The 21,811-nt window shown below is 41.7% G+C and carries 18 protein-coding genes and 1 tRNA gene; 4 read left to right on the top strand and 15 right to left on the bottom strand.

Annotated elements, in window-relative coordinates:
- Nucleotides 1–135 precede the first annotated feature (135 nt).
- The 7 genes from MSMAS_RS17815 to MSMAS_RS03465 form a co-directional block, all read right to left on the bottom strand.
- Nucleotides 136–1,194, bottom strand: a complete 1,059-nt coding sequence (locus MSMAS_RS17815) for a glycosyltransferase family 2 protein (protein WP_052716851.1) — start codon at nucleotides 1,192–1,194, stop codon at nucleotides 136–138.
- Nucleotides 1,195–1,345: 151 nt separating this feature from the next.
- Complete coding sequence (locus MSMAS_RS03490) at nucleotides 1,346–2,527, bottom strand: glycosyltransferase family 4 protein (protein ID WP_080925739.1); 1,182 nt, start codon at nucleotides 2,525–2,527, stop codon at nucleotides 1,346–1,348.
- Nucleotides 2,528–2,530: 3 nt separating this feature from the next.
- A complete protein-coding gene (locus MSMAS_RS03485; RefSeq protein ID WP_155395570.1) occupies nucleotides 2,531–3,391 on the bottom strand; it encodes a glycosyltransferase family 2 protein in 861 nt (286 codons plus the stop codon).
- Between the two features lie 707 nt (nucleotides 3,392–4,098).
- Entirely contained in the window at nucleotides 4,099–5,583 is a 1,485-nt protein-coding gene (locus MSMAS_RS03480; RefSeq protein ID WP_048036360.1) for a flippase, read from the bottom strand.
- Between the two features lie 151 nt (nucleotides 5,584–5,734).
- On the bottom strand, nucleotides 5,735–7,102 hold the full coding sequence (locus MSMAS_RS03475) for a mannose-1-phosphate guanylyltransferase/mannose-6-phosphate isomerase (RefSeq protein ID WP_048040536.1): 1,368 nt from the start codon (nucleotides 7,100–7,102) through the stop codon (nucleotides 5,735–5,737).
- 321 nt (nucleotides 7,103–7,423) lie between these two features.
- Nucleotides 7,424–8,173 carry an arsenite methyltransferase gene (locus MSMAS_RS03470; RefSeq protein ID WP_011032612.1) on the bottom strand — a complete coding sequence of 250 codons (750 nt, stop codon included), beginning with the start codon at nucleotides 8,171–8,173 and terminating at the stop codon, nucleotides 7,424–7,426.
- Between the two features lie 39 nt (nucleotides 8,174–8,212).
- On the bottom strand, nucleotides 8,213–8,632 hold the full coding sequence (locus tag MSMAS_RS03465; protein ID WP_011032613.1) for an ArsR/SmtB family transcription factor: 420 nt from the start codon (nucleotides 8,630–8,632) through the stop codon (nucleotides 8,213–8,215).
- Nucleotides 8,633–8,679: 47 nt separating this feature from the next.
- On the opposite strand from MSMAS_RS03465, the gene MSMAS_RS18575 reads away from it, so the two are divergent.
- Complete coding sequence (locus MSMAS_RS18575) at nucleotides 8,680–8,847, top strand: hypothetical protein (protein ID WP_155395187.1); 168 nt, start codon at nucleotides 8,680–8,682, stop codon at nucleotides 8,845–8,847.
- 60 nt (nucleotides 8,848–8,907) lie between these two features.
- Here the strand turns inward: MSMAS_RS18575 and MSMAS_RS18570 are convergent, their stop codons facing one another.
- Nucleotides 8,908–9,081, bottom strand: a complete 174-nt coding sequence (locus MSMAS_RS18570; RefSeq protein WP_155395188.1) for a hypothetical protein — start codon at nucleotides 9,079–9,081, stop codon at nucleotides 8,908–8,910.
- Nucleotides 9,082–9,744: 663 nt separating this feature from the next.
- On the opposite strand from MSMAS_RS18570, the gene MSMAS_RS03460 reads away from it, so the two are divergent.
- Both MSMAS_RS03460 and gltA read left to right on the top strand, forming a co-directional pair.
- Nucleotides 9,745–10,590 (top strand): sulfide/dihydroorotate dehydrogenase-like FAD/NAD-binding protein, encoded by an 846-nt coding sequence (locus MSMAS_RS03460; RefSeq protein WP_011032614.1) that lies wholly within the window; start codon nucleotides 9,745–9,747, stop codon nucleotides 10,588–10,590.
- A gap of 18 nt (nucleotides 10,591–10,608) precedes the next feature.
- Complete coding sequence (gene gltA / locus MSMAS_RS03455) at nucleotides 10,609–12,018, top strand: NADPH-dependent glutamate synthase (protein WP_011032615.1); 1,410 nt, start codon at nucleotides 10,609–10,611, stop codon at nucleotides 12,016–12,018.
- Nucleotides 12,019–12,133: 115 nt separating this feature from the next.
- Here the strand turns inward: gltA and MSMAS_RS03450 are convergent, their stop codons facing one another.
- Nucleotides 12,134–13,087 carry a hypothetical protein gene (locus MSMAS_RS03450; protein ID WP_080503021.1) on the bottom strand — a complete coding sequence of 318 codons (954 nt, stop codon included), beginning with the start codon at nucleotides 13,085–13,087 and terminating at the stop codon, nucleotides 12,134–12,136.
- Between the two features lie 716 nt (nucleotides 13,088–13,803).
- Nucleotides 13,804–13,875: transfer RNA gene (locus MSMAS_RS03445), tRNA-Arg, on the bottom strand.
- 461 nt (nucleotides 13,876–14,336) lie between these two features.
- Here MSMAS_RS03445 and nikR point away from each other — a divergent pair.
- Nucleotides 14,337–14,777, top strand: a complete 441-nt coding sequence (gene nikR, locus MSMAS_RS03440; protein WP_011032617.1) for a nickel-responsive transcriptional regulator NikR — start codon at nucleotides 14,337–14,339, stop codon at nucleotides 14,775–14,777.
- A gap of 797 nt (nucleotides 14,778–15,574) precedes the next feature.
- Here nikR and MSMAS_RS03435 read toward each other — a convergent pair.
- From MSMAS_RS03435 to MSMAS_RS03415, 5 genes are all read right to left on the bottom strand, one after another.
- The gene (locus MSMAS_RS03435; protein WP_011032618.1) at nucleotides 15,575–16,117 is read right to left on the bottom strand and encodes a nitroreductase family protein; all 543 of its coding nucleotides are present in this window, start codon (nucleotides 16,115–16,117) and stop codon (nucleotides 15,575–15,577) included.
- 259 nt (nucleotides 16,118–16,376) lie between these two features.
- Nucleotides 16,377–17,384 (bottom strand): ketol-acid reductoisomerase, encoded by a 1,008-nt coding sequence (gene ilvC, locus MSMAS_RS03430; RefSeq protein ID WP_011032619.1) that lies wholly within the window; start codon nucleotides 17,382–17,384, stop codon nucleotides 16,377–16,379.
- A 393-nt stretch (nucleotides 17,385–17,777) separates the two neighbouring features.
- The gene (gene ilvN, locus MSMAS_RS03425) at nucleotides 17,778–18,263 is read right to left on the bottom strand and encodes an acetolactate synthase small subunit (protein WP_011032620.1); all 486 of its coding nucleotides are present in this window, start codon (nucleotides 18,261–18,263) and stop codon (nucleotides 17,778–17,780) included.
- Nucleotides 18,260–19,954: an acetolactate synthase large subunit gene (locus tag MSMAS_RS03420; protein WP_011032621.1), complete on the bottom strand. Its 1,695-nt coding sequence runs from the start codon at nucleotides 19,952–19,954 to the stop codon at nucleotides 18,260–18,262. Before MSMAS_RS03420 ends, ilvN begins: the two co-directional genes overlap by 4 nt.
- Nucleotides 19,955–20,257: 303 nt before the next feature.
- Complete coding sequence (locus tag MSMAS_RS03415; protein ID WP_080925738.1) at nucleotides 20,258–21,730, bottom strand: (R)-citramalate synthase; 1,473 nt, start codon at nucleotides 21,728–21,730, stop codon at nucleotides 20,258–20,260.
- Nucleotides 21,731–21,811: the final 81 nt, after the last annotated feature.

Raw genomic sequence — 21,811 nt, 5'->3', positions numbered from 1 at the left:
TATCTTGATAAGTTATCCAACCTATTTTGTCAACCTATTTTATCAACCTATTTTGTCAACCTATTTTATCAACCTATTTTGTTAAGAAACAACCGTATGCCACTGGAGTTAGTTTGCAACAGGCCCCAGGATGATTCAATAATTTCTTCCGATGTCTTTTTTATTTATCGTGCTTTTTATAAAATTGTTAATCAGTTTTCGGATTATTGAGACTTTATATATACTATTTTCATCGATACTATTGATTAGTTCAAGCGTTTTAAATAAACCCATTTTTCTTCCCGTTACAAACAGGTATCGCATATACTTTTCATTACCCAGATCGGTTATCACACGTTTACTTAAACCGGGTGGCGTAGTATTTACAATTTTTATATTCAACTCCCTGATCAGCTCTGCTATAGTGGCTATTTCTTTGTACGAATAGTCATTGAGGTCAGCATAATGAGTATTGCAGAAATTATCCCACACAAGCCTGGTTAATTTGCCTTCAACGTTTCTTCCAAGTAAGTTTATTAAATTCGCCCGAAAAATTCCATATGCAGCTTCTCTGAGTCTGGTAGAGTTTACGGAACTGATTGACGTTTTATGTGTTCTCCACCCATATAGTGGCTGATCTATTTTATGGATAACGTATTTTTTTGAGATTCTGTGCCATAAATTATAATCTTCAGCTGCACAGCTTTCTTCATAATTACCAACCAGATCAATTATACTTTTTCGGAACATAACAGAGCCGTGAGCAATGCAATTTCTAAAGTTTAGTGTATAATATATTTCATCGGAGGAGGATATATCAGCTATGTAATCGATGACACACCCTGTTTCATCCATTACACTAATCGAACTGCATACAAAATCAATAAAGGGATGACTATCAAAATAATCGAGCTGTATAGCCAATCTTTTCGGGAGTGAGATGTCATCTGCATCCATTCTTGCAATAAATTCACCCTCAGCAAGGGATAGACCTTTGTTTAAGGATTTTACAAAGCCCAGTCTCTCCTCATTTTCGATTATTCTAAGTCTCGGGTCGCTATAACTTTTCAGTATCTCAAGGGTTTTGTCCTGAGATTTATCATAAATAATCAGAAATTCTAGATTACTGAAAGTCTGGTTTAAAATACTCTCAATTGCCTCATTCAGATATTTTTCTGCATTAAATACAGCCATTAATACGGTTACTTTTGGCATCTTATGATCTCATCCAGTTTTCGAAAAGTTTATGCTCATTTCGCCTCTTTTATTCCGGAATCAGTGATTTAAGTACCGCATTTTTCCATTCACGTGAAAAAACCAGACCTTCCACCCCGGCATCTGAATTGGCATAGGGGCTTAAAAAATTTTATTTGTTATCATCTATCAGTTTCAGATATAAGGCTTCGTACCTTTTTGCAATCAGTTCCCAGGTAAATGAGTTTTTCCACGAGTTATACCCATTAACAGAAAGAAACTGACGTTTGCCTTTATCGTTATATATATTCTCAAGGGTCTTAACCGATTTATTGACATCAGCTTTGACGAAGCCATTTGCACGTTTTAATGTTGGCAAAAGTTCACCGCCGTTTGTCCACTCAATAATTTCTTTAGAGTTACCAACATCTGTTACTAGAAAAGGTGTCTTTGAAGCTATAGCCTCGAAAAGAACAATCGGAGAGCACTCTACATTCGAAGGGAAGAGAAAAAGATCGGCTTCGTGGTATGCAGCAACAGTTTCTTCTCTTGTGAGAAATGTTATTACAATCTTTTTGTCAGATAATTTTGAAAAAGGGCTATATTTGTATAGCTTTTCAGCCAGCAGGCAGCGTCTTATACATCCACCGCCAAAGCTGTTGGCCACTATCAAAAAAGTGCTGTGTTTTATTTTTGCTTTTTTAAAGATCTTAATAGCTTCTTTATGTCCTTTCATACCTGTATGAGATCCCACATGCATTATCAGAAAGTGGTCTTTTGGAATATTCAGTGCCGCTCTAATTTCAATATTAGGCTTCAGCTCAAACTCATCCAGTGCTGCCCCATTTGGAATAATTATGCAATTTTCAGCAGCTCCATACTTTCGGGCAAAGTTGATGTCTCTATAATTGTTTGAAAGATAGACACAACTGTCATATTGTCTGAGCAAGGACTTCATTTTTTCAAAGTATTTGCCGTACTTTGACAGGTATAGTCCGGAAAAGCCGCAAGGTACAATAACTTTTTTTGCAGAAATTTTATCCAGTATAGGTAGCATCAGATCGGTAGCCCACTGCTGTGCACCATAATTCATTATGATATCGAAATTGGACTCAAGCAGGAACTGTTTATAACTCTCTACTTCACCTGAAAAACCTGTTACTTCACTTCCCCAGATATTAAACTCTTCAATCTTGACACCATTGTAAACTTTAAAATTCCTTTCTGGCAAATCTGTTGTTGCTACAGTCACATCGTGACCCAATCGGACCAGCCTTTCCGAAAGTTGACGTACTACTTCCTGTGATCCTCCTACTGAGGGATGATATAACTCAACGGTATGTAATATTTTCATGTTTTATCGTATGTTATAATTTTTCAGGTTTATTTCTTTAAGTACTCTTTTTGTGTTTTCGGAGAAATTGGATAATATTTTTCGGGTACGAGCTTCAAAAAGTAATTTTTTTGCTAGATAGAGATATTTTTTGTTGTTTATATCATAGTCAGGATTATTTACCCATGAGACAAATGACTTAAAAACATTAACTCTCAGATCCAAAATAGGTGGGCTAAAAGCTCTTATACTTGTTTGAGGTTCGTCTCTATAAATTAATAATGGTTCATTTACAAAGGCGAAATCCGTAAATGTAGCGGTACGCAGCCACAATGCGTAGTCTTCCCCAACTTTCAATGATCTGCTTTCTGGGAATCCACCGCATTTTTCCACAATGTCTTTTCTAATCAAAACCGAACTGCAAACCACATAATTATCACAAGTAAGTAAAGGAAAAGATATTAAATTTCCAGAAACAGCCCCGTTAATTATCGTTCCTGCGTACCCTTGAGACGGAATATACCTTATTGCGTCAGAGCATGCAGCACTGCATCCCATTTTGTTAGCGTGCTTGAGCTGTTTTTCAAGTTTGTCCGGTAACCACTCATCATCGCTATCCAAAAATGCTAACCACTCTCCCCTGCTTGCTTTAATACCTCTATTACGAGGGATTGAGGCAAGCCCATCACGCCCACCCTCTATCCATCTCACCCGAGGATCGTTGATTGAGTTAACAACTTTTTGATCTGGTGAACCTTCAACACCACAAATAATGATTTCAAGAGGAGGAAGAGTTTGGTTTAAGGCGCTTGAAATAGCCTTACCAAGTGTTTCTGCTCTATTCCATGTAGGAATAATGACGCTAATTCCAGTCATCTTTCTCACATTTTCCAACTTGATCTTTGTGCTAAGTTATCCATAGACCCCTTTTAAAATGGTGTATAATTTAAGTTTATGTTATATAGAGGATAGTATACGCTTTGAAGAACGGTGATGTTTAGTTGGGGCATGTTCACATGCACTTTCAATCTCAACCAAAAGTTAAAAGAAAAAATAATGACCATATATTGTCAGGATATCAATGGAATCTTTATACTCCTGTTATAGATTTTTACGAGCAGATATGCCAAAAAATACGGGCCTTAGAAACTGCGTGAAAATGGCTAAAAAAACGGTCTGAAGATGGTTTATGGATTAAAAAAGAAAAAAGGAACAAAGATTCATGTATCTGTAATCTAGTACTGCGATTCCAAAGTGTGTTCATATGCACATTGATTTTGAATCGGTCTATTGATCAACAAATTTTCTGTTCACCAATGAATCTATTTTGGAATCTAAGCACTAGTACCATGAAAACTTAATTATGGATCATCAATTTAGATCAAAACAATATCAGCTGATGGTAGTCATTAAAATATATGTTCAACATTTGGGTTTTCACGATACTAGGAAAATAGACTGAACATAAATCCTGGTTTTTGCAAAATTATACGTAACTATGCAGGGCATAAGTGGTTTAGGAAATTTGGGGTCTTATTTAAAAACATGAATTCTTAGAAGCCGCATTATAAGTGCCAAGTATAAATGTCGATTCACAACCATCCTGGCCAAACAAAACCTATACCGACCTTCTCCACAATATCTTTCATTTCAGTGTACACTTTTTTATCAGATTTCAGGATCAAGAAACCGTATACTACCCCACCGATAGCAACCACAAGTATCGTAACCCAGACATTGGAAAGCGGCACAAACAAACGATACCCACCAACAATCACTCCCATGATGGCCGAAGATATCATGATATTAGACAGACTTTGACGTTCCAATCTTACTGTCATATGCCTGGATAAAGCACTCCAGGCGAGTAAGGCGTTGAGTGACATTGTTGCCAGTGTTGCTATTGCTGCTCCGTTTATACCCATGAGAGGGATAAGTATTATATTCAACGCAATGTTTGCTCCAACACCGACCGCTGTGACCTTAAATGATTCTTGAGGATGATCCAGAGCATCCAGATACATTGTAAAAAAATACTGGAACACATTAATTACCTGCACACCAAGTAATATTATCAATACCTGGTATCCCTGGGCAAAGTCTTCACCGTAAAAAGAATATAGCAGTCGATCCCCCAATAATATACCACCCACAAGTACGGGGACTGCCAGAATTAATGAGTAGCTAATCGCACGTGACAGGGATTCCTCTATAAGAGGAATTTCATTGGTTTTACTCCACTGGCTAACTCTGGGCCAAAGCGTCATCCTTATCGCACTTGAGCTGAATGTAGCAACTCCTGTAAACTGAAGCACTACCCTGTAAATACCAACATTTTCAATGTCCATAAAGTACCCGATAAGAACAGTGTCTGCCTGTGAAAACACAAGCACACCACTGGATGTTAAAAACAACCAGAAAGAAAAAACGGATAAGCTTTTTATATGCTCCCATTTGAAACTTACTAAATGCAGATCAAAAAAACGGAACTCAATTATTGCTGCTATGATCACTCCAGCCAACATGCCCCCAGCCAGACCTGCGGTCTCGTAGCCAAGATATATTGCCGGTATCTGGATTATAACACGCGAAATATTGTTTATCCCTTCACAGGTGTTGCGTACTCCCATTTTGCCTGTACCGGCAATCCCACTTGAAATTGGTCCCGCAATTGCTGTGACTAGCAATAACATCAACAACCAGACAAATATACCGGAGTTGATGAGATCCACAAAGTAATCTTTAAACAGGATCAAAACCAGTACTCCAGTAATCGTGAACACTAACCGGAGTATAAAGTATGCGCTAAAATATGCATCTGGCTCTTCGCCCTCACTGATACGTTTAACTGCAGCTCCACCAAATCCACCATCGGTGAACATACCAAAAATACTATAATATGCTAAAAAAAGGAAATATGAACCAAGAATTGAAGCACCTACCGCACGTGCGAAGTACATGGTGCTCAGGAAGCCTATGGCTGTAAATGATACCTGCCAGAACAATGAAATTATGCTCTGGCGTTGAATAGGATCTATTTTTAAAATATTCGAGAAAATAGCATTTATGTTGAGCACGTCTAAAACATCGTTTACGTTTCATAAAATTTCTGGAGCATTCAAACCTTTCTTTTTACCGTTGTTGATACATATATCATTTCCCCAATGTTTCCCATGCTCACAATCATTTTATTAAAAATATCAACTTCGTATCATATTGCTAGTTCACTCATCTTCTCCCATACACATCATCAAACCTGACAATATCCTCTTCATCCACAAGCTCTCCCAGCTGCACCTCGATAATTTCAAGAGGGAGCTTTCCGGGATTCGACAGCCTGTGTTTTTGTCCTGCCCGGATAAATGTGCTTTCTCCAGGTCCCAGGAAAAACTGCTTTCCATCAACTTCCACGCATGCCATACCTTTTACGACCACCCAGTGTTCGCTCCTGTGGTAATGTAATTGAAGGCTCAGCTTATGGTCTGAGAGCACGGTGATATTCTTAATTTTGTGCCCGGGAGAGGCATCGAGCAATGTATATGACCCCCATGGCCTGTAAACTGTCTGTCCTATAAACGCCCGTTCGTCTTTTCTGCCTTTCAGCTCGGAAACTATTTCTTTTACTTTCTGGCTGCTGGATTTGGGGCATATTAACAGGGCATCACTTGTATCAACGACAACCATATCCTTAACATCAATCAAAGAAACAATTTTGCCGCATCTCGAATACACCAGGTTCCCGTCGGAGTTAAGAAGCATCGGGTCACAATCATGGATGACATTTCCTACAGAATCCTTTTCGAGCTCATCATAAATTGCTGCAAAATTTCCAAGGTCGCTCCATTTATGATCCAGCCTTACAACCGCAACCTTATCGGATTTCTCCATTATGCCGTAGTCGATGGAGATGTTATCCACACATTCGTAAATTTGATTAATATCTCCTTCTTTCTCAAAGCAGCCATAAACTGAAGGAGCATGTTTTCTGGCTTCTTCAAAAAAGAGCCTGGTCTCAAAAAGGAACATCCCGCTGTTCCACAGGCACCCTTCCTCAATGTATTTTTTTGCGGTTTCAAAATCAGGCTTTTCCCTGAATTCTGAGACCCTGTAGCCCGGACTGCATGCCTCTGAAGCTTTGATGTAGCCATACCCGGTATGAGGGAAGGTAGGAACAACCCCAAAAGTGACGAGATAATCCGAAGCCAGATTTTCAGCTGAAGAAATTGTCGCCATTGCAGCCCTGTCAAGGACATGGTCTGAGGAGAATACTCCTACAATTGAATCCCCGAATTTTTTTTCAATTTCTTTCATCCCAAAGAAAATTGCAGGAAGCGTGTTCTTGCCTTCAGGCTCTATCAATATATTCTCAGGAGGAATTGAATACCCTGCTTCTTTGATCTGCCCAATAACGAAAAACTTCTGGGCTTCATTGGTTACGACAAAGACTTCAGAGATGTCCGAAACCTCAAGACATCGAAGTACAGTCTCCTGAAAAAGTGAAGTTTCCCCGAATTTTAAAAATTGTTTGGGATACATTTCCCGGCTGAGAGGCCAGAGCCTTGTCCCTGAACCACCTGCAAGAATTATCGACTTAATCCTGTCATCTCCTTTAGATGTTGATAAAATCTATCCAATTAAGTATACCCCACTCTATATTAATATATAGATTGTTCTGAAGTGATGAAATATTAAGAGAATTTATGGAAGCAAAGACATTGAATCAGACATAAGTACATGAAAACATGATTCTTCAAGCCATATATAAAGAAGCCGTTAAATAAGCTTTTCCCGAAACCGATGAAATAGAAGAAATAGAGATTTAAACATTAAAAAAGAGAGGAAAAAGAAAAAAATTGATTTTGAAGATCTTATTAATTTCCTGTTCTGTTTGAAGATTTTATTAAGCTCCTGTTATGGTCATACCCACGCTTTCAATTTGAGGCTTTCTACAGGCAGACCCTTATACTGACTTTTACTGATATCCGGATCCTCAGCCAGGATTTCAACTGAAAAGCCTGCTCTTTTCAAAAGCTTCAGATACTCTTCTTTTAACACGGCTCCTGCAACACAGCCTGCAAGAAGATCCCTGTCGTTTTTAAGGTCTTCAGGCAGCTCATCAAGGAGAACCAGATCTGAGATATACAGCCTGCCTCCAAGTTTCAGAACCCTGAAAGCTTCCCTGAAAACCTTTTCTTTATCAGGCGCCAGGTTAATTACGCAGTTGCTGATAATAACATCCACGGAACTGTCCTCAACCGGAAGGGCTTCAATATCTCCCTGGCGGAACTCAACATTTGAGTAGCCATATTTTCGGGCATTAGCCTGCACTTTTTCAACCATTTCAGGAGTCATATCGACCCCGATAACCTTTCCTGAGTTTCCGACTTTCTGTGCAGCAAGGAAACAATCAAATCCAGCGCCTGAACCCAGATCAAGGACAATATCACCGGGTTTTAATTCAGCAATAGAGGCGGGGTTACCGCAGCCGAGCCCCATGTTTGCATCCGGAACAGCCTCAATATCAGCTTCAGAATAGCCGATAGCTCTGGAAATATCTGACGAACTTGAATCTCCACAACACCCTCCCCCGGAACAGCATGTCCCCCCTGACATTGCAATTTCCTGAAATCTCTTCTTGATGACTTCTTTTTTCTCGTTCGCGTCCATTATTTTGCGTCCATTATTTTACCTCATTTTTGTTTAACTTCATTTCTTTTTTGCCTGAAGGTTTACTTTCGACTTATCCTTAGCTTCGCTTTCAGCCCGGTCTTCAATCTCCTCATCGATAAGATTTCCAGCTCTGTTTTCAGCCACGACCGAAAAACAGAGCCAGGATGCCTGTTGCCTGTCGCAACAGGGTTTTACATCCCTGATTCCAAGAGATCTTAACAGGCATTCTATCTCCCTGTTTTTAATGCTGTAAATTATGTTTCGTCCCTTTTTTTCGTACTTTAAAATATCAGCTTCAACAAGAACCTTCAAATGTTTTGAAACGGTTGTCTGGTCTTTTTTTGTAAGGGATGAAAAATCACAGGCACAGTAGCTATGCTCGAGCAGATAAGAGAGAATAGTAAGCCGGGTCTCATCCCCGAGGGCTTTAAAGAATTTTACTTTATTATAAAGCATTGTTATATGGATATATGAGCATATATCAATATATTATTTGAGAAAACTTGCTATTAAAAAGGGAAAAGCAGAATAAAATAAAGACTGAAAAGAGGCTAGAAAAGCAAAAACAGGAAAAGAAGATGAAAAGTAAAAATAAGAAAAGGAGTTTGAAAAATAAAAAAACGGAGAAAGAAGCTAGTAAAGTAAAAAAACAGAAAAAATTAAAAAAGTAAAAAAACAGAAAAAATTAAAAAAGTAAAAAAATAGAAAAAAATTAAAAAATGTCAGCCTGCTTACTTGCACGTGTCAAGAAGGCTTTTCTTTTTACCTCCTCTCTGTTCGGAGGGGTGTATTGGTTCAACTTTAACTTCTTCTACATCTTTCTTTTCTTCCGTAAGAAGTTCTTTTTTCTCTTCCTCGTCATACTTGTCGCAACTTACAAGAGGCTTTTTCTTATGTTCTGGCATATCTTCAACTCCCCTGATCAGCTTATACCTTAGAAAATATAATTTATACCACAGGTTTCAACCCAGCGTTCCAGGACCCGGTTAACCTTTAAGGACTCCCGCTTTTCAGGCGTCATGGGTTATATTTAGCAGACCTTAATCTATGGGATTTTAAGGCTGATCATCAGGTCCCTCGCAGCAAACAAACGGTCTCCTGAACAGTATTTTCTATTTGCTTTTGAACGAGATGGTTATATTCAGGCCTCTGAGCCTTATTTTCTTTCATCCCTCCTTTCAGCTATTCCCGGATAAAATAGACCTGGGAATTTACCCCTAATTTTATTACACCCACCAGATTTATTAAATTTTTGTAGGAAGGATAAGAAGGCCTGAAAAACCCTGCTCATTTTCAAAAAAGATGCCAAAAAAGAAGGCGTTTGTTTCAATAAATAAGAAGAAGCGAAACAGGCTAGAATAATTAAAATTATTTGGTAGAATATATATCCCATTAATCAGTATAAGGAGAACGTCCATTCGGAAAGTTAAAGGGACAGGCCTTCATGGAAAAAACAGTTCATGGGAAAAATCTTTCATGTGATTAACCCTTCATAAACTTCAGTTACATTTAAATTTACCCTATCATTTGTTCAGAAGATATGCTCTTAGTCAGGAAAATGTGATCTTATGGTATATAGAATACTGGAAAAGGAAGAAATCGCTCCATCGGTGCACAGGATGGTAATAGATGCCCCTGATGTAGCAAAGGCTGCAAAAGCCGGACAGTTTATAATCCTCAGGATTGATGAAAGGGGGGAAAGAGTTCCTCTTACAATTGCTGATTTTGAAAAAGGGACAGGAACGGTTACAGTAATTTTTCAGGAAATGGGCAAGACCACAAAGCAGCTTGCAAAACTTTCTGCAGGCGATTCCCTTGAAGATTTTGTCGGACCCCTTGGAACTCCTGCCGACATCAGAAAGCTTGGCACTGTAATTCTTGTAGGAGGAGGAGTAGGAGTTGCCCCTGTCTACCCTCAGGCTAAAGCTTACGTAAATGCAGGAAATAAAGTAATTTCCATAATCGGAGCCAGGAACAAAGACCTCCTTATCCTTGAAGATGAAATGGAGAAAGCCAGTTCCGAGCTTTATATAGCAACCGATGATGGGTCAAAAGGTCACCACGGGTTTGTGACCGATATTATGAAAAGAATCCTGGACAGCGGGGAAAAGGTTGCAAGAGTGGTAATTATAGGACCCCCAATTATGATGAAAGTAGGAGCAGGGGTTGCTTCTCCTTATGATGTGGAAATCCTTGTAAGCCTTAACTCCATAATGGTGGACGGAACAGGGATGTGTGGAGGCTGCAGGGTTACTGTTGGCGGAGAAACAAAGTTTACCTGCGTCGACGGTCCTGAATTTGATGCAAGGAAGGTCGATTTTGTCCAGCTCATGAACAGGCTTGCTATGTACCGCGGCGAAGAAACAGAAGCAACGGAAAAGTATGAAGAGAAATGCAGGTGCGGACTGCACTGAACTGGAGGGGAAGAAAAAATGCAAGAATTACACGGAGAAAAGACAGGAAAAGCAAAGAAAGAGAGAACCCCAATGCCAGAGCAGCCTGCAGGGGAACGCAGGAAGAACTTCAATGAAGTTGCCCTCGGCTACACGAAAGAAGATGCCCTTGCAGAGGCTTCCAGGTGTCTTGCCTGCAAAGAACCGAAATGTGTTGAAGGCTGCCCTGTGAACGTGGATATTCCGGGATTTATTCAGCTTATATGTGAGGAGAATTTTGAAGGGGCAATTGAAAGGATTAAAGCCACAAACGCTCTCCCTGCAATCTGCGGCCGCGTCTGCCCTCAGGAAAGCCAGTGCGAAGCCCACTGTGTACTGGGGAAAAAGGGCCAGCCTGTTGCAATCGGAAGGCTTGAGCGTTTCTGTGCAGATTATGAGCGCGAAAAAGGTGTGAAGTCTCCACAGGTCATGCCGCCCACAGGCAAGAGGGTGGCAGTTGTAGGTTCCGGTCCTGCAGGACTTACTGCCGCAGCAGACCTGGCAAAACTCGGGCACAAAGTAACAATCTTTGAGTCCCTGCACAAAGCCGGAGGAGTCCTGAGTTACGGCATCCCCGAGTTCAGGCTGCCAAAAGAAATTGTCCGGCAGGAAATCGAGTACATTGAAAAACTCGGTGTTGAGGTCAGGCCCAACTATATCATAGGCAGGATCAAGACTCTTGACGAATTATGTGACGATTTCGATGCCGTTTTCCTTGGAACCGGGGCAGGGCTCCCGAGCTTCATGGGAATAGAGGGCGAAAACCTGAATGGCGTATATTCAGCTAACGAATTCCTGACCCGGGTAAACCTCATGAAAGCCTATGACCCCGAATACGATACCACGGTCAGGCGCGGGAAGAATGTTGTGGTTGTAGGAGGCGGAAATGTGGCAATGGACGCAGCCCGCTCTGCTCTCCGCCTGGGCGCAGACGAGGTAAGCATAGTCTACCGCCGCGGAGAGGATGAGATGCCCGCCCGCCGTGAGGAGATCGAGCACGCCAAAGAAGAGGGCATTACTTTCAGGCTCCTTACAAACCCCGTACGCATCCTTGGTGACGAGAAGTTCAACGTCACAGGTGTCGAATGCATAAGGATGGAACTTGGCGAACCCGATAAATCTGGCAGGAGAAGCCCTGTCCCTGTTGAAGGCTCGGAATTCCTTGTGCCGGCAGATGTTGTGGTTATTGCGATAGGCACCTCTCCAAACCCGATCATTTTTAAAGGCTCGGAAGGGCTTGAACAGAATAAGAGAGGAACTGTAGTTGCTGATGAGGAGACCGGAGCGACCTCCAAATGTGGAGTCTTTGCCGGCGGAGACGTGGTTACAGGGGCAGCAACCGTTATCAGCGCAATGGGCGCAGGTAAGAAGGCTGCAAAAGCAATTGATGAATATTTGAAAGAAAAGTGAAACCAGAGAAATAAAGAAAAGTAGTAATGAAATAGCAGTGAGATAAAAGAAAGATGAAACTTCTTCATTTATTATTCTTTTATCTCAGTTTCTTTGTATTGTGTTTTTAGCAGGATTAATAATAATAAGAAACATTATTGAATTCTGCATTTGCCTGATAATAACGGCCTTTTTCCATATATCTGCAGCCAGCTTCGATATGTGGCAAATCTTTTTGCGCTTGAGTCAGAATTCCGCAAATTTCGATGGCTGTCACAGAAACCTCTGAATACTCTGAATCTTTCAGTGTCTCCAGAATCTTTTGAGATTCAGAAAACTTATCAGAAGCTTTTCCAAATTCATCGGCAGCTTTACCCCATTCCTCAGCGTCACCATATTCTATTCCATTTGAAAGACACACATACCCGTCCATGTATGGATACATTCCGCTCATCATCTGTCTTAATTCGCTGTGCATAGTTTCGCTGGCTTCCAGATCGTTTCTTAACAGAATAATAGAACTCTTTTGCTCTATCGGTACTGACTTAGGATCGATCGTAAAGACTTTTTCTTTTGCCGAGATTGATGAAGCAGCAGACTCATTTAAAGCTTCATTCGCTATATTAAGTTCTTTTCTGCTCAGGTTGAATTCTTTTGAATATGCATATGCCATGGATTTATCTGAATGTTCCATAGCTGTAATCAGACTCTCCAGAGAATGAACCCTATCCAGGCCGCCTTCAGCTAGAGTTTTATATGTCTCAATGTCCTGAATTTCCTCCTCATAATCCGAAGAGGCATTATTGAGAATCTTTAAAGCTTCCTCAAAATCAGTCTCTGAGGCATTCAGATTAATTTTTGCATTAGAATAGGTGCTAGACTCTACGTCCTGCCTTACAGACATAATTCGAGTCTCAGCACTGTTGATAAGTGAAGCAGAAGTGTTGATTTCGTCTGCAGCAGAAACTTTACTCCCTAAATTTGCAGCAAAAATATTTTTTTCCACACACCCGGAGCAAAAAGTAATCAATGCAAGTCCCAGAAGAACCAGAACGGTTCTGCCAATAATTATGTTCTTTTTTATCCCCATATTTCTCAACCCCCAATGTGACTAAAGGAAATCAAACTTGTAAGGCTAAGCTTTCCACAATGAAGTAAACAATTAAAGTAACTTTAAGCTCCAATCGGGAAAACTTTTCTAAAAATAAGAGTAAATCTGGACTCCTCAGAGATTAACTTTACTAAAAATAATAATAATATTTGCAAATTTAAATTCAAGATATAAAATCGAAAAAAGAAAAGTGAAATAAATAAGAAAATATAGATGAATCAAAGATTTTCCAGCACTATTTTCAAAAGTATGATCAAAACAATGATCAAAAACAGAGTCCATACAAGCGGCAGAAGAAACCGAAGCAGGAAATAAAGTATTATTGCTATGAGAATTAACTGAATTAAGGAAATTCTTCTTCCCCCCATACGTATAGAGCGACGATTTAATCCGCGTGCCATCCTGTAAACCTCCAGAATTCTCTTTTGTATATGTTTACTTCACTTCTCTTTTTATATTTTTTGCCCGTAGATAAGAATGATCCTGTAATCTTAATAATCGACCTGAATTTAAGAATGTTCCTGTAATCTTAATGATCGACCTGAATTGATCTAAATAAAATGATTTATCCGGAATAGAGTAGAAAATCGGTCAGGAGGGCGGACTGAAAAAAACCGGATACAAAGCTTAAATTAAAACCGATTTTCAACGGCTCCACAGTGAACTTATAAAAAGCCTGCAGTGGAGTTAAGAAGCAGGTCTGCTGGGAATCGAACCCAGGTTCGGAGCTCCGGAGGCTCCAGTGATATCCTCTACACCACAGACCTTCATTGTTAAAGCTCAGCAGGTTAGCTGGTTCAAAAGACCGGGATCAGTTAACTGGCTGTTTATAGTGCTAAATAGCTTATAAATTTAATCCTCAATCAGGTCGCAAAGACTCCGGTTTTCCAGAAAAATTTCAAACCAGATGCCAGCATTTCAAGAGCCTTTTGCTGCAACAAAAGACTGTTTTACTTATGTTAGGACTATCAAAAAGCATCTAGCTGGGCTGCATTTTTCATTTTGCAGGGTCAGGATAAGGTTGGAAATGGGATATTATTATAGTCCAACATAATCCAGCACGACTGTAAAGTGACTCAAATATTTGGATACAGTTAGATTTTCCGTATTAACTGCAACAGAACTCTTTTATATTAATCTTTAAGTGAATTAAACATATATAGTAATACTTACAATTATCAAAGTAATATCATACCAGCAAATGTGAAATTGCCTGGCGGGTGGTACTATGGAAACAGAACTTATGAGGATAGGGGTTTCCCTTCCTGATACCCTTCTTGGTAAATTTGATGAGATTATCGAAAAAAGAGGTTATTCTTCCCGCTCGGAAGCCATAAGGGACTCCATCAGGAGTTATATTTCCTACAACGAGTGGATGGGTAACATTAAAGGCCATCATGTAGGAACGATTGTGATTATTTACGACCATACACAGCGCGGCCTTTCAAATGTCCTGACAGATATACAGCACCATTATTCTCACCTGATAAGGTCTTCAATTCATATCTATCCTGATCGTGAAGACTGTTTCGAGATAGTGGTCCTGGAAGGAGAAGGTAAAGAAATTACCGAACTTGCTGAAGCTATAATGGCGCTCAAAGGAGTGAAACTCTCAAAGCTAATAACCACAGAATCAAATGAAACGGATGAACCTTCCATCGTAATCTAAATCAACACATATAAATCAATATATAAATCAACATATATAAATTAAAATATATAAATAAGTGTGTATAAATTGACGCGTATTAATCAACACAGGGAGCCTTAAAAAAGACCTGAAAAATATATGAAATTCACCGGATAATTCGGATCCAATTTTTCATTCCTTTATGCATTGAGAAAATGCCATTTCCAGAGAATATGGCAATTTTTTCTGTTTTTTGTTTGTCCCTGAAGCCCCGGGACATCCTCTTTAGCTCACAAACCAAACGATTGTTCTTAGGAAAAATACCCGTAGAAATTCAGCAGTATAAGATAGAGAACAACCCGCCCGGGCAGGTGAACTCAAGAATCCCGAATTAACGGCATTTTTCAGGAGAGATCCATAAAAAAATTTAGAAAAGTTTAGAAAAATAATCAATAAAGGAAAAAAGCCGGATTTTTTGTGACTCCCTTGCACCTGAAACTCCACACCTGCCTGCACCACAGGTGGGGAATTCCAGCATTGCAAGTTTGTACAATATATTTAGGAGGCGTTTCCCATTTTTACGTCTGTTCGCTAGACATATGTATGTATGAGGAAGTTATATTTAATACTTTTCTTTAAGTTCATAATATTTAATGTTATTATATTGAAAATTTGTAAGACATGATGAAAGAAAATAAACTCCCTGAAGGAAAATGCCAAAAAATCAGTATCAGGCACAATCCGTATCAGCCAGCGAAGAAACCAGAAAAAAATTGAGCAGAATAAACTTCTCCCAGGCTGGCTCAGATCCCTGATTATGCTCAAAATTCAGGAATTTATTCTTCCCATTTCTGTCCGTATTTTTCATTAAAAACAAGCTCGGAAAGGGGTTTTCTGGAAGAGGTACGTTTTCCGGGCGCAGGCTCCCCTATAGCAAGGACTGCCATAAGGTCAAGTTCTGGAGGGCAGTGCAGGATTGAGTTAACCTTTTCATTCTGTTTCAGGATCTCTCCCAGCCAGACGGCACCAAGGCCAAGGTCACAGCAGGCAAGAAGCATGTTCTGGATAGAAGCTCCTATTGCCTGGACATCCTTTGTCCTGTTGTAGGAATTTTCAGTATCCAGAAAAGCTGCTATAAGCAGGGGAGCTCCTTCAATAATAATGGAATAATGTGTGCATTCCGAAAGCTTAAGAATGGTTTCAGGGTCCCTGATAACGATAAAGCGCCAGGGCTGGTTGTTCAACCCGGAAGGAGCCCAGCGGCCTGCATTAAGAATTTTATTGATTTCTTCCTTGCTGATTGGTCTGTCGTTAAATTCCCGGACACTCCGTCGGTTGAGTATGATGTCAATGACTTTGTTTTCTCCTGATGCTGGCATGATTTCACTCCTGATTGAATTTCCAATTCCGGATTTATGAATCTTCTGTTAAAATACTGGCAGCAGGCAATTAAACTTTACCGGAAGGTTCGGGAAGACCCGGTAAAAGAATCCAGAGGACTGCCGGGTGCAGGTCAAAAAAGAAGCGGCAGAAAAAAGCAACGAGAAAAATGAACCATCAAGGAAATGTTTCATAAAAAATGAGCCTGCCAGGCCATATAACTGACCTGGCTAGAAATGAGAAAGAGCAATTTCACGTTCAGTCGTCATCAATCTTCTTGTTGAGCCAGGGGATGTTTGCACGGATCTGTTTTCCGACAACCTCAAGCTGGTGTTCCTTTTCCTGGCGTTCCATGGCTTTAAGAACAGGGTGGTTGACCATGCCTTCGAGTACGAACTCTTTTGCGAACTCTCCGTTCTGGATCCTCTCAAGTGCCTCGTACATGGCTTCACGGGAATACTCGTTGATGACCCTGGGACCAACTGTCATGCCACCATATTCGGCAGTATTGGAAACTGAGTGCCACATTCTCTCAAGCCCGCCTTCGTAGATAAGGTCAACAATGAGTTTAACTTCGTGGCAGGTCTCAAAGTAAGCCATTTCCGGCTGGTACCCTGCTTCTACAAGCACTTCAAAAGCGGTCTTGATAAGTGCAGAAAGCCCTCCGCAGAGGTCAACCTGTTCTCCGAAGAGATCGGTTTCGGTTTCTTCACGGAAAGTGGTCTCATAGACTCCCGCCCTTGTGGCGCCTATTCCCTTTGCATAAGAAAGAGCAAGGTCTCTGGCTTTTCCGGTCGCGTCCTGGTAGACTGCGATCAGGCCCGGAACCCCGATGCCTTCAGTGTAGGTCCTCCTGACAATGTGCCCGGGACCTTTGGGGGCAACCATGAAGACGTCGACATCTTTTGGAGGCACTATCTGGTTATAGTGGATGTTGAAGCCGTGAGCAAAAACAAGGGCGTCTCCGGCTTTCAGGTTGGGCTCAATCTGAGAATAGTAAACTGCTGCCTGCTTTTCGTCAGGGAGGAGGATCATGATAACATCCGCAGCTCTGGAGGCGTCGTCAACAGTCATGACTTTAAGACCGTCAGACTCGGCTTTTGCCCAGCTTGAACTTCCCTGCCTGAGCCCGACAATAACATTAAGCCCGGATTCGTGGAGGTTCCTGGCATGGGCGTGCCCCTGGCTTCCGTAACCCATTACTGCGATGGTCCTGTCCTTAAGTGCATCAAAAGTGGTTTCGTCGTCATAAATTATCGTTGCCATTCTCGATTCTCCTGATTGATTTTTAACTGATTATTCTTTAATTCCTTTCCTTTAATTCCTTAATTTTAAAATTGAATTATAGAATTTAATTTTAGAATTAAATTTAGGGTTTAATTTCAGAATTAAATTTAGGGTTTAATTTTAGAACTTATTTTGTAATAAGATTCTCTGTATTATTTAACAGAGTTTTGAATTTACAACAATCATTTCCCAGAAATTAAACTGAGTTTTGAAAAATCACTGCCTCTGGAACCGGGCGGTCTTTTAAAATGAAAGAGAGGCCGGAAACCCGGAGCGTTTTTAAGAAGACCTTCAGAACTTGAAAAGGCTTCCGGCTGCCCCAATCTGTAAAAAATAATTGAGCAGCTACCTCTCTTTACCTGCCCTTAATATTTAAACCTTCTTTGGCCCGCGCACCATTGCAATCTTGCCTGTCCTGACCATTTCCTTGATCCCGAACTGGCGGAGTAGTTTTTCGATTGCCTGGATCTTGCCTTCATCACCTGTTACCTCAACAGTCATGGACTTCGGCGCAACATCAACTATCCTGGCCCTGAAAATGTTTGCAATCTGGATAATCTCTGCCCTTGTGTCCACATCAGCTGAGACCTTGATAAGGGCAAGTTCCCTTTCAACGGCATCATCGCTTCCGATATCCGAGACTTTGATAACATCAATGAGCTTGTTGAGCTGTTTTGTAACCTGTTCAAGCACATGGTCATCCCCATGCACAACAATGGTTATTCTCGAGATGTCAGGGTCTTCGGTTACTCCCACTGCAAGGCTGTCGATATTGTATCCACGCCTTGAAAAGAGAGAAGCAACTCTGGAGAGCACACCCGACTTATTTTCCACAAGGACTGCAAGTGTATGTTTCATCTGTGTTCCTCCAGGTCAATGATCTCATTAATTGCAGCCCCTGCCGGAACCATTGGATAAACATTTGCCTCGCACTCGACAATAACTTCAACAACTGTCGGCCTTCCGGAATTAACAGCCTCTTCGATTGCAGGCCTGACTTCAGACGGCCTCTCTGCACGAAGTCCAAGGGCTCCATAGGCTTCAGCAAGCTTTACAAAGTCAACACTGCCTTTAATGAATGTGTAGGAATACCTCCTGTCATAGAAGAGTTCCTGCCACTGCCTGACCATGCCCAGATAGCCGTTGTTCAGGATCACGGAAACAACAGGGATATCGTTCTGGACCACAGTTGCAAGCTCCTGGGAGTTCATCTGGAAAGAGCCGTCCCCTGCGATATTGATAACGGTTTTGTCCGGCCTGCCCACCTTGGCCCCCATGGCTGCCGGGAACCCGTATCCCATTGTGCCGAGTCCGCCAGAAGTGAGGAAAGTCCTGGGTTTGCTGTATTTGAAGAACTGGGCAGCCCACATCTGGTGCTGTCCGACCTCGGTAACTATAATTGCATCCCTGCAGACTTCGGAGATCTGTTCGATAACAAATTGGGGCATTATAGTATCCCTGCACTCCCTGTAGTTGAGAGGATATTCTTTCTTCCACAGGTTTACCTTTTCAATCCATTCTGCTGACCTGCAGCACTGGACATATCTGATCAGGGATTTGAGAACCTGTTTTGCATCCCCGACAATGGGGATATGTACCTTTACATTCTTGGAAATCTCTGCAGGGTCAACATCAATATGAATAACTCTGGCGTTGGGGGCAAAGGATTCGAGTTTGCCGGTAACACGGTCGTCAAATCTTGCTCCCACAGCAATAATCAGGTCGGATTCCTGAATCGCATAGTTTGCGTACTTACACCCGTGCATCCCCAGCATTCCGACATACAGGGGATGTTCAGTCGGGATAGAACTTATACCCATAAGTGTGGTTGTGACGGGAGCCTTGATAGTTTCGGCAAACTCAACAAGCTCTGCACTTGCATTGGAACTTATCACTCCGCCACCTGCGTAGATTATAGGCCTGCAGGAGTTTGCAATCTCTTCAGCGGCTCGTTTAATCTGCTGAGTGTTTCCTTTATAAGTAGGCTTATAGCCCCTGAGCTCTACCCTCTCAGGATAGTGTAAGTCAATCTCTATATTCTGTACATCCTTCGGGAGATCAATTAATACCGGGCCAGGCCTTCCGGTAGACGCTATGTGGAAGGCTTCTTTTACAATCCTCGGGATTTCTTGCGGATCCTGTACGAGATAGTTGTGCTTGGTAATCGGCATGGTAATGCCTGTAATATCCGCTTCCTGGAAAGCATCGTTTCCGATAAGGGACCTCGGCACCTGGCCGGTTAATGCTACAATCGGCACAGAATCCATGTATGCAGTAGCAATACCTGTTACCAGGTTGGTTGCTCCGGGACCTGAAGTGGATACGCAGACCCCGGTTTTTCCAGTAGCACGGGCGTACCCGTCCGCAGCATGAGCAGCTGCCTGTTCGTGGCGTACAAGTATGTGGCGAAGATCTGAATCATAGAGTTCATTGTAGAAAGGAATGATCTGCCCTCCGGGGTATCCGAAGAGAGTGTCAACTCCTTCTTTTTCGAGGCACTTTATAAGAGCCTTTGCGCCGTTGACTTTGTCTGTTGACCCGGTTGTCATTATTTATCTCCTTACTTATTTCTTGAGATTTTGTCCGGCTGGGCGCTCACATTACAGGTGAGCCTTTCCAGTCAGGGTGTGTAATAAGAAATACTATATTATTTATCTTATCTTTCACACTCACACTTTTTTGATTGCGAATTTCGCAAATATATCATAATCAATCATGTTATATATGGATGAGGGTTTCTCCGGGTTTTCAGAGTACCAGAGACCCCGATTTCAAAAATTTCTTCAAACAGAAAAAAAGAGAGGACAAAAAGTCCTCTGAAAAACCTTTGAAGTTCCATGCTTTTTTGTGACTTATTCTGCCCGGACAAGGCGGTTAAGTCCGTTCATTACGGCTTCTACAGAAGCCATGATAATGTCCGTCCTGGCTCCACTTGCGGTGATTGACTTTCCTTCCTTGGAAAGCTTTACCCTTACCTCTACAAGGGCATCGGTTCCGCCGGTAACCGCGTCTACATGGTACTCTTCAAGGATGACGTCTTCAGCACAGGAACTTACAGCTCTCCGGATAGCATTGATAACCGCATCCACAGGTCCGTTTCCGATTCCGGCCTGTACGATCTCTTTGTCTTTTACATTGAGCTTTATGGAAGCTGTTGGAGTCACCCGGTTTCCGGATACTATGGTGAATTCTTCTAACTTTACCAGAGGTTCTTTGTAGATATCAAGCACGGTTTCTGCGATGATCTGCAGGTCAGCATCTGTAACATGTTTACCCTGGTCGCCCATCTGCTTGACCCTGTTGAAAATCTCTTCAGTCTGGGCATCATCAGCTTCAAGCCCCATTTCCTTTAAAGCAAGGGTAATAGAGCTTCTTCCCGCGTGTTTTCCAAGTACGATCTGGCGCTGCCGTCCAATATATTCAGGGCTCATTGGCTCATAGGTTGCCTTGTCAGCCAGAAGCCCGTGCACATGAATGCCTGCTTCATGGGTGAAGGCATTTCCTCCCACAAGGGCTTTATTGGGAGAAACCGGAATTCCGGTAAGGCGGCTCACAAGCCTCGAAGTCCGGTATATCTGCTCGTGCTTAATGCCGGTGTCATATTTGTACAGCCACTCAAGGCACATTACGACTTCTTCAAGAGAGGCATTTCCTGCTCTTTCACCTAAACCGTTAATTGTTACATGAGCCTGTTTTGCTCCTGCCGCGAGCGCTGCGACCGTATTTGCAGTTGCTAAACCAAAGTCGTTGTGACAGTGAATGCTGATAGGGGCTTTCAGGGAAGAAGACAGGTCACGGAAGATTTCAGTGGTTTTTTCGGGCACCAGAAGACCTACCGTATCGCAGAAGCATAATCTGTCAGCTCCGGCGTCTATTCCGTCCGAGTAAACGGCTTTTAAGAAGCCAAGGTCTGCCCTCGAAGAATCCTCACCGCTAAGTTCCACAATCAGACCGTGTTCTTTGGCATACTCGGTTACATCGGCTGCAATCTGCCTTACTGTATCCCGGTCTTTTTTGATTTTCGTCCTGATATGCAGGTCAGAAACCGGAACGACAAGGTGGATAGAGTCAACATCGCACTCAAGAGCATGGTCAACGTCGGTTTTTACAATCCTGCAGTAGCTGCAGATTTCGGCACTGAGCCCTGCATTCGCTACAGCCCTGATTGATTCCCTTTCGCCTGCGGAAGTAATTGCAGAGCCTGCCTCGATTACATTGATTTTCATCTCATCAAGGGCTCTTGCAATTAAGAGCTTTTTCTCTTTCGTCAGGGCTACGCCAGGTGTTTGTTCACCATCTCTCAAAGTAGTATCCAGAAAACGGATGTTTTCAAATAATATAATCCCTCAGTATTGGTTTTTATTTGGATAGATTGGTTCTGCAGAACAGGAAATATAGTATTACTA

The organism is Methanosarcina mazei S-6 (assembly GCF_000970205.1).
Classification (GTDB): domain Archaea; phylum Halobacteriota; class Methanosarcinia; order Methanosarcinales; family Methanosarcinaceae; genus Methanosarcina; species Methanosarcina mazei.
This window is presented reverse-complemented; position numbering and strand designations above follow the sequence as displayed.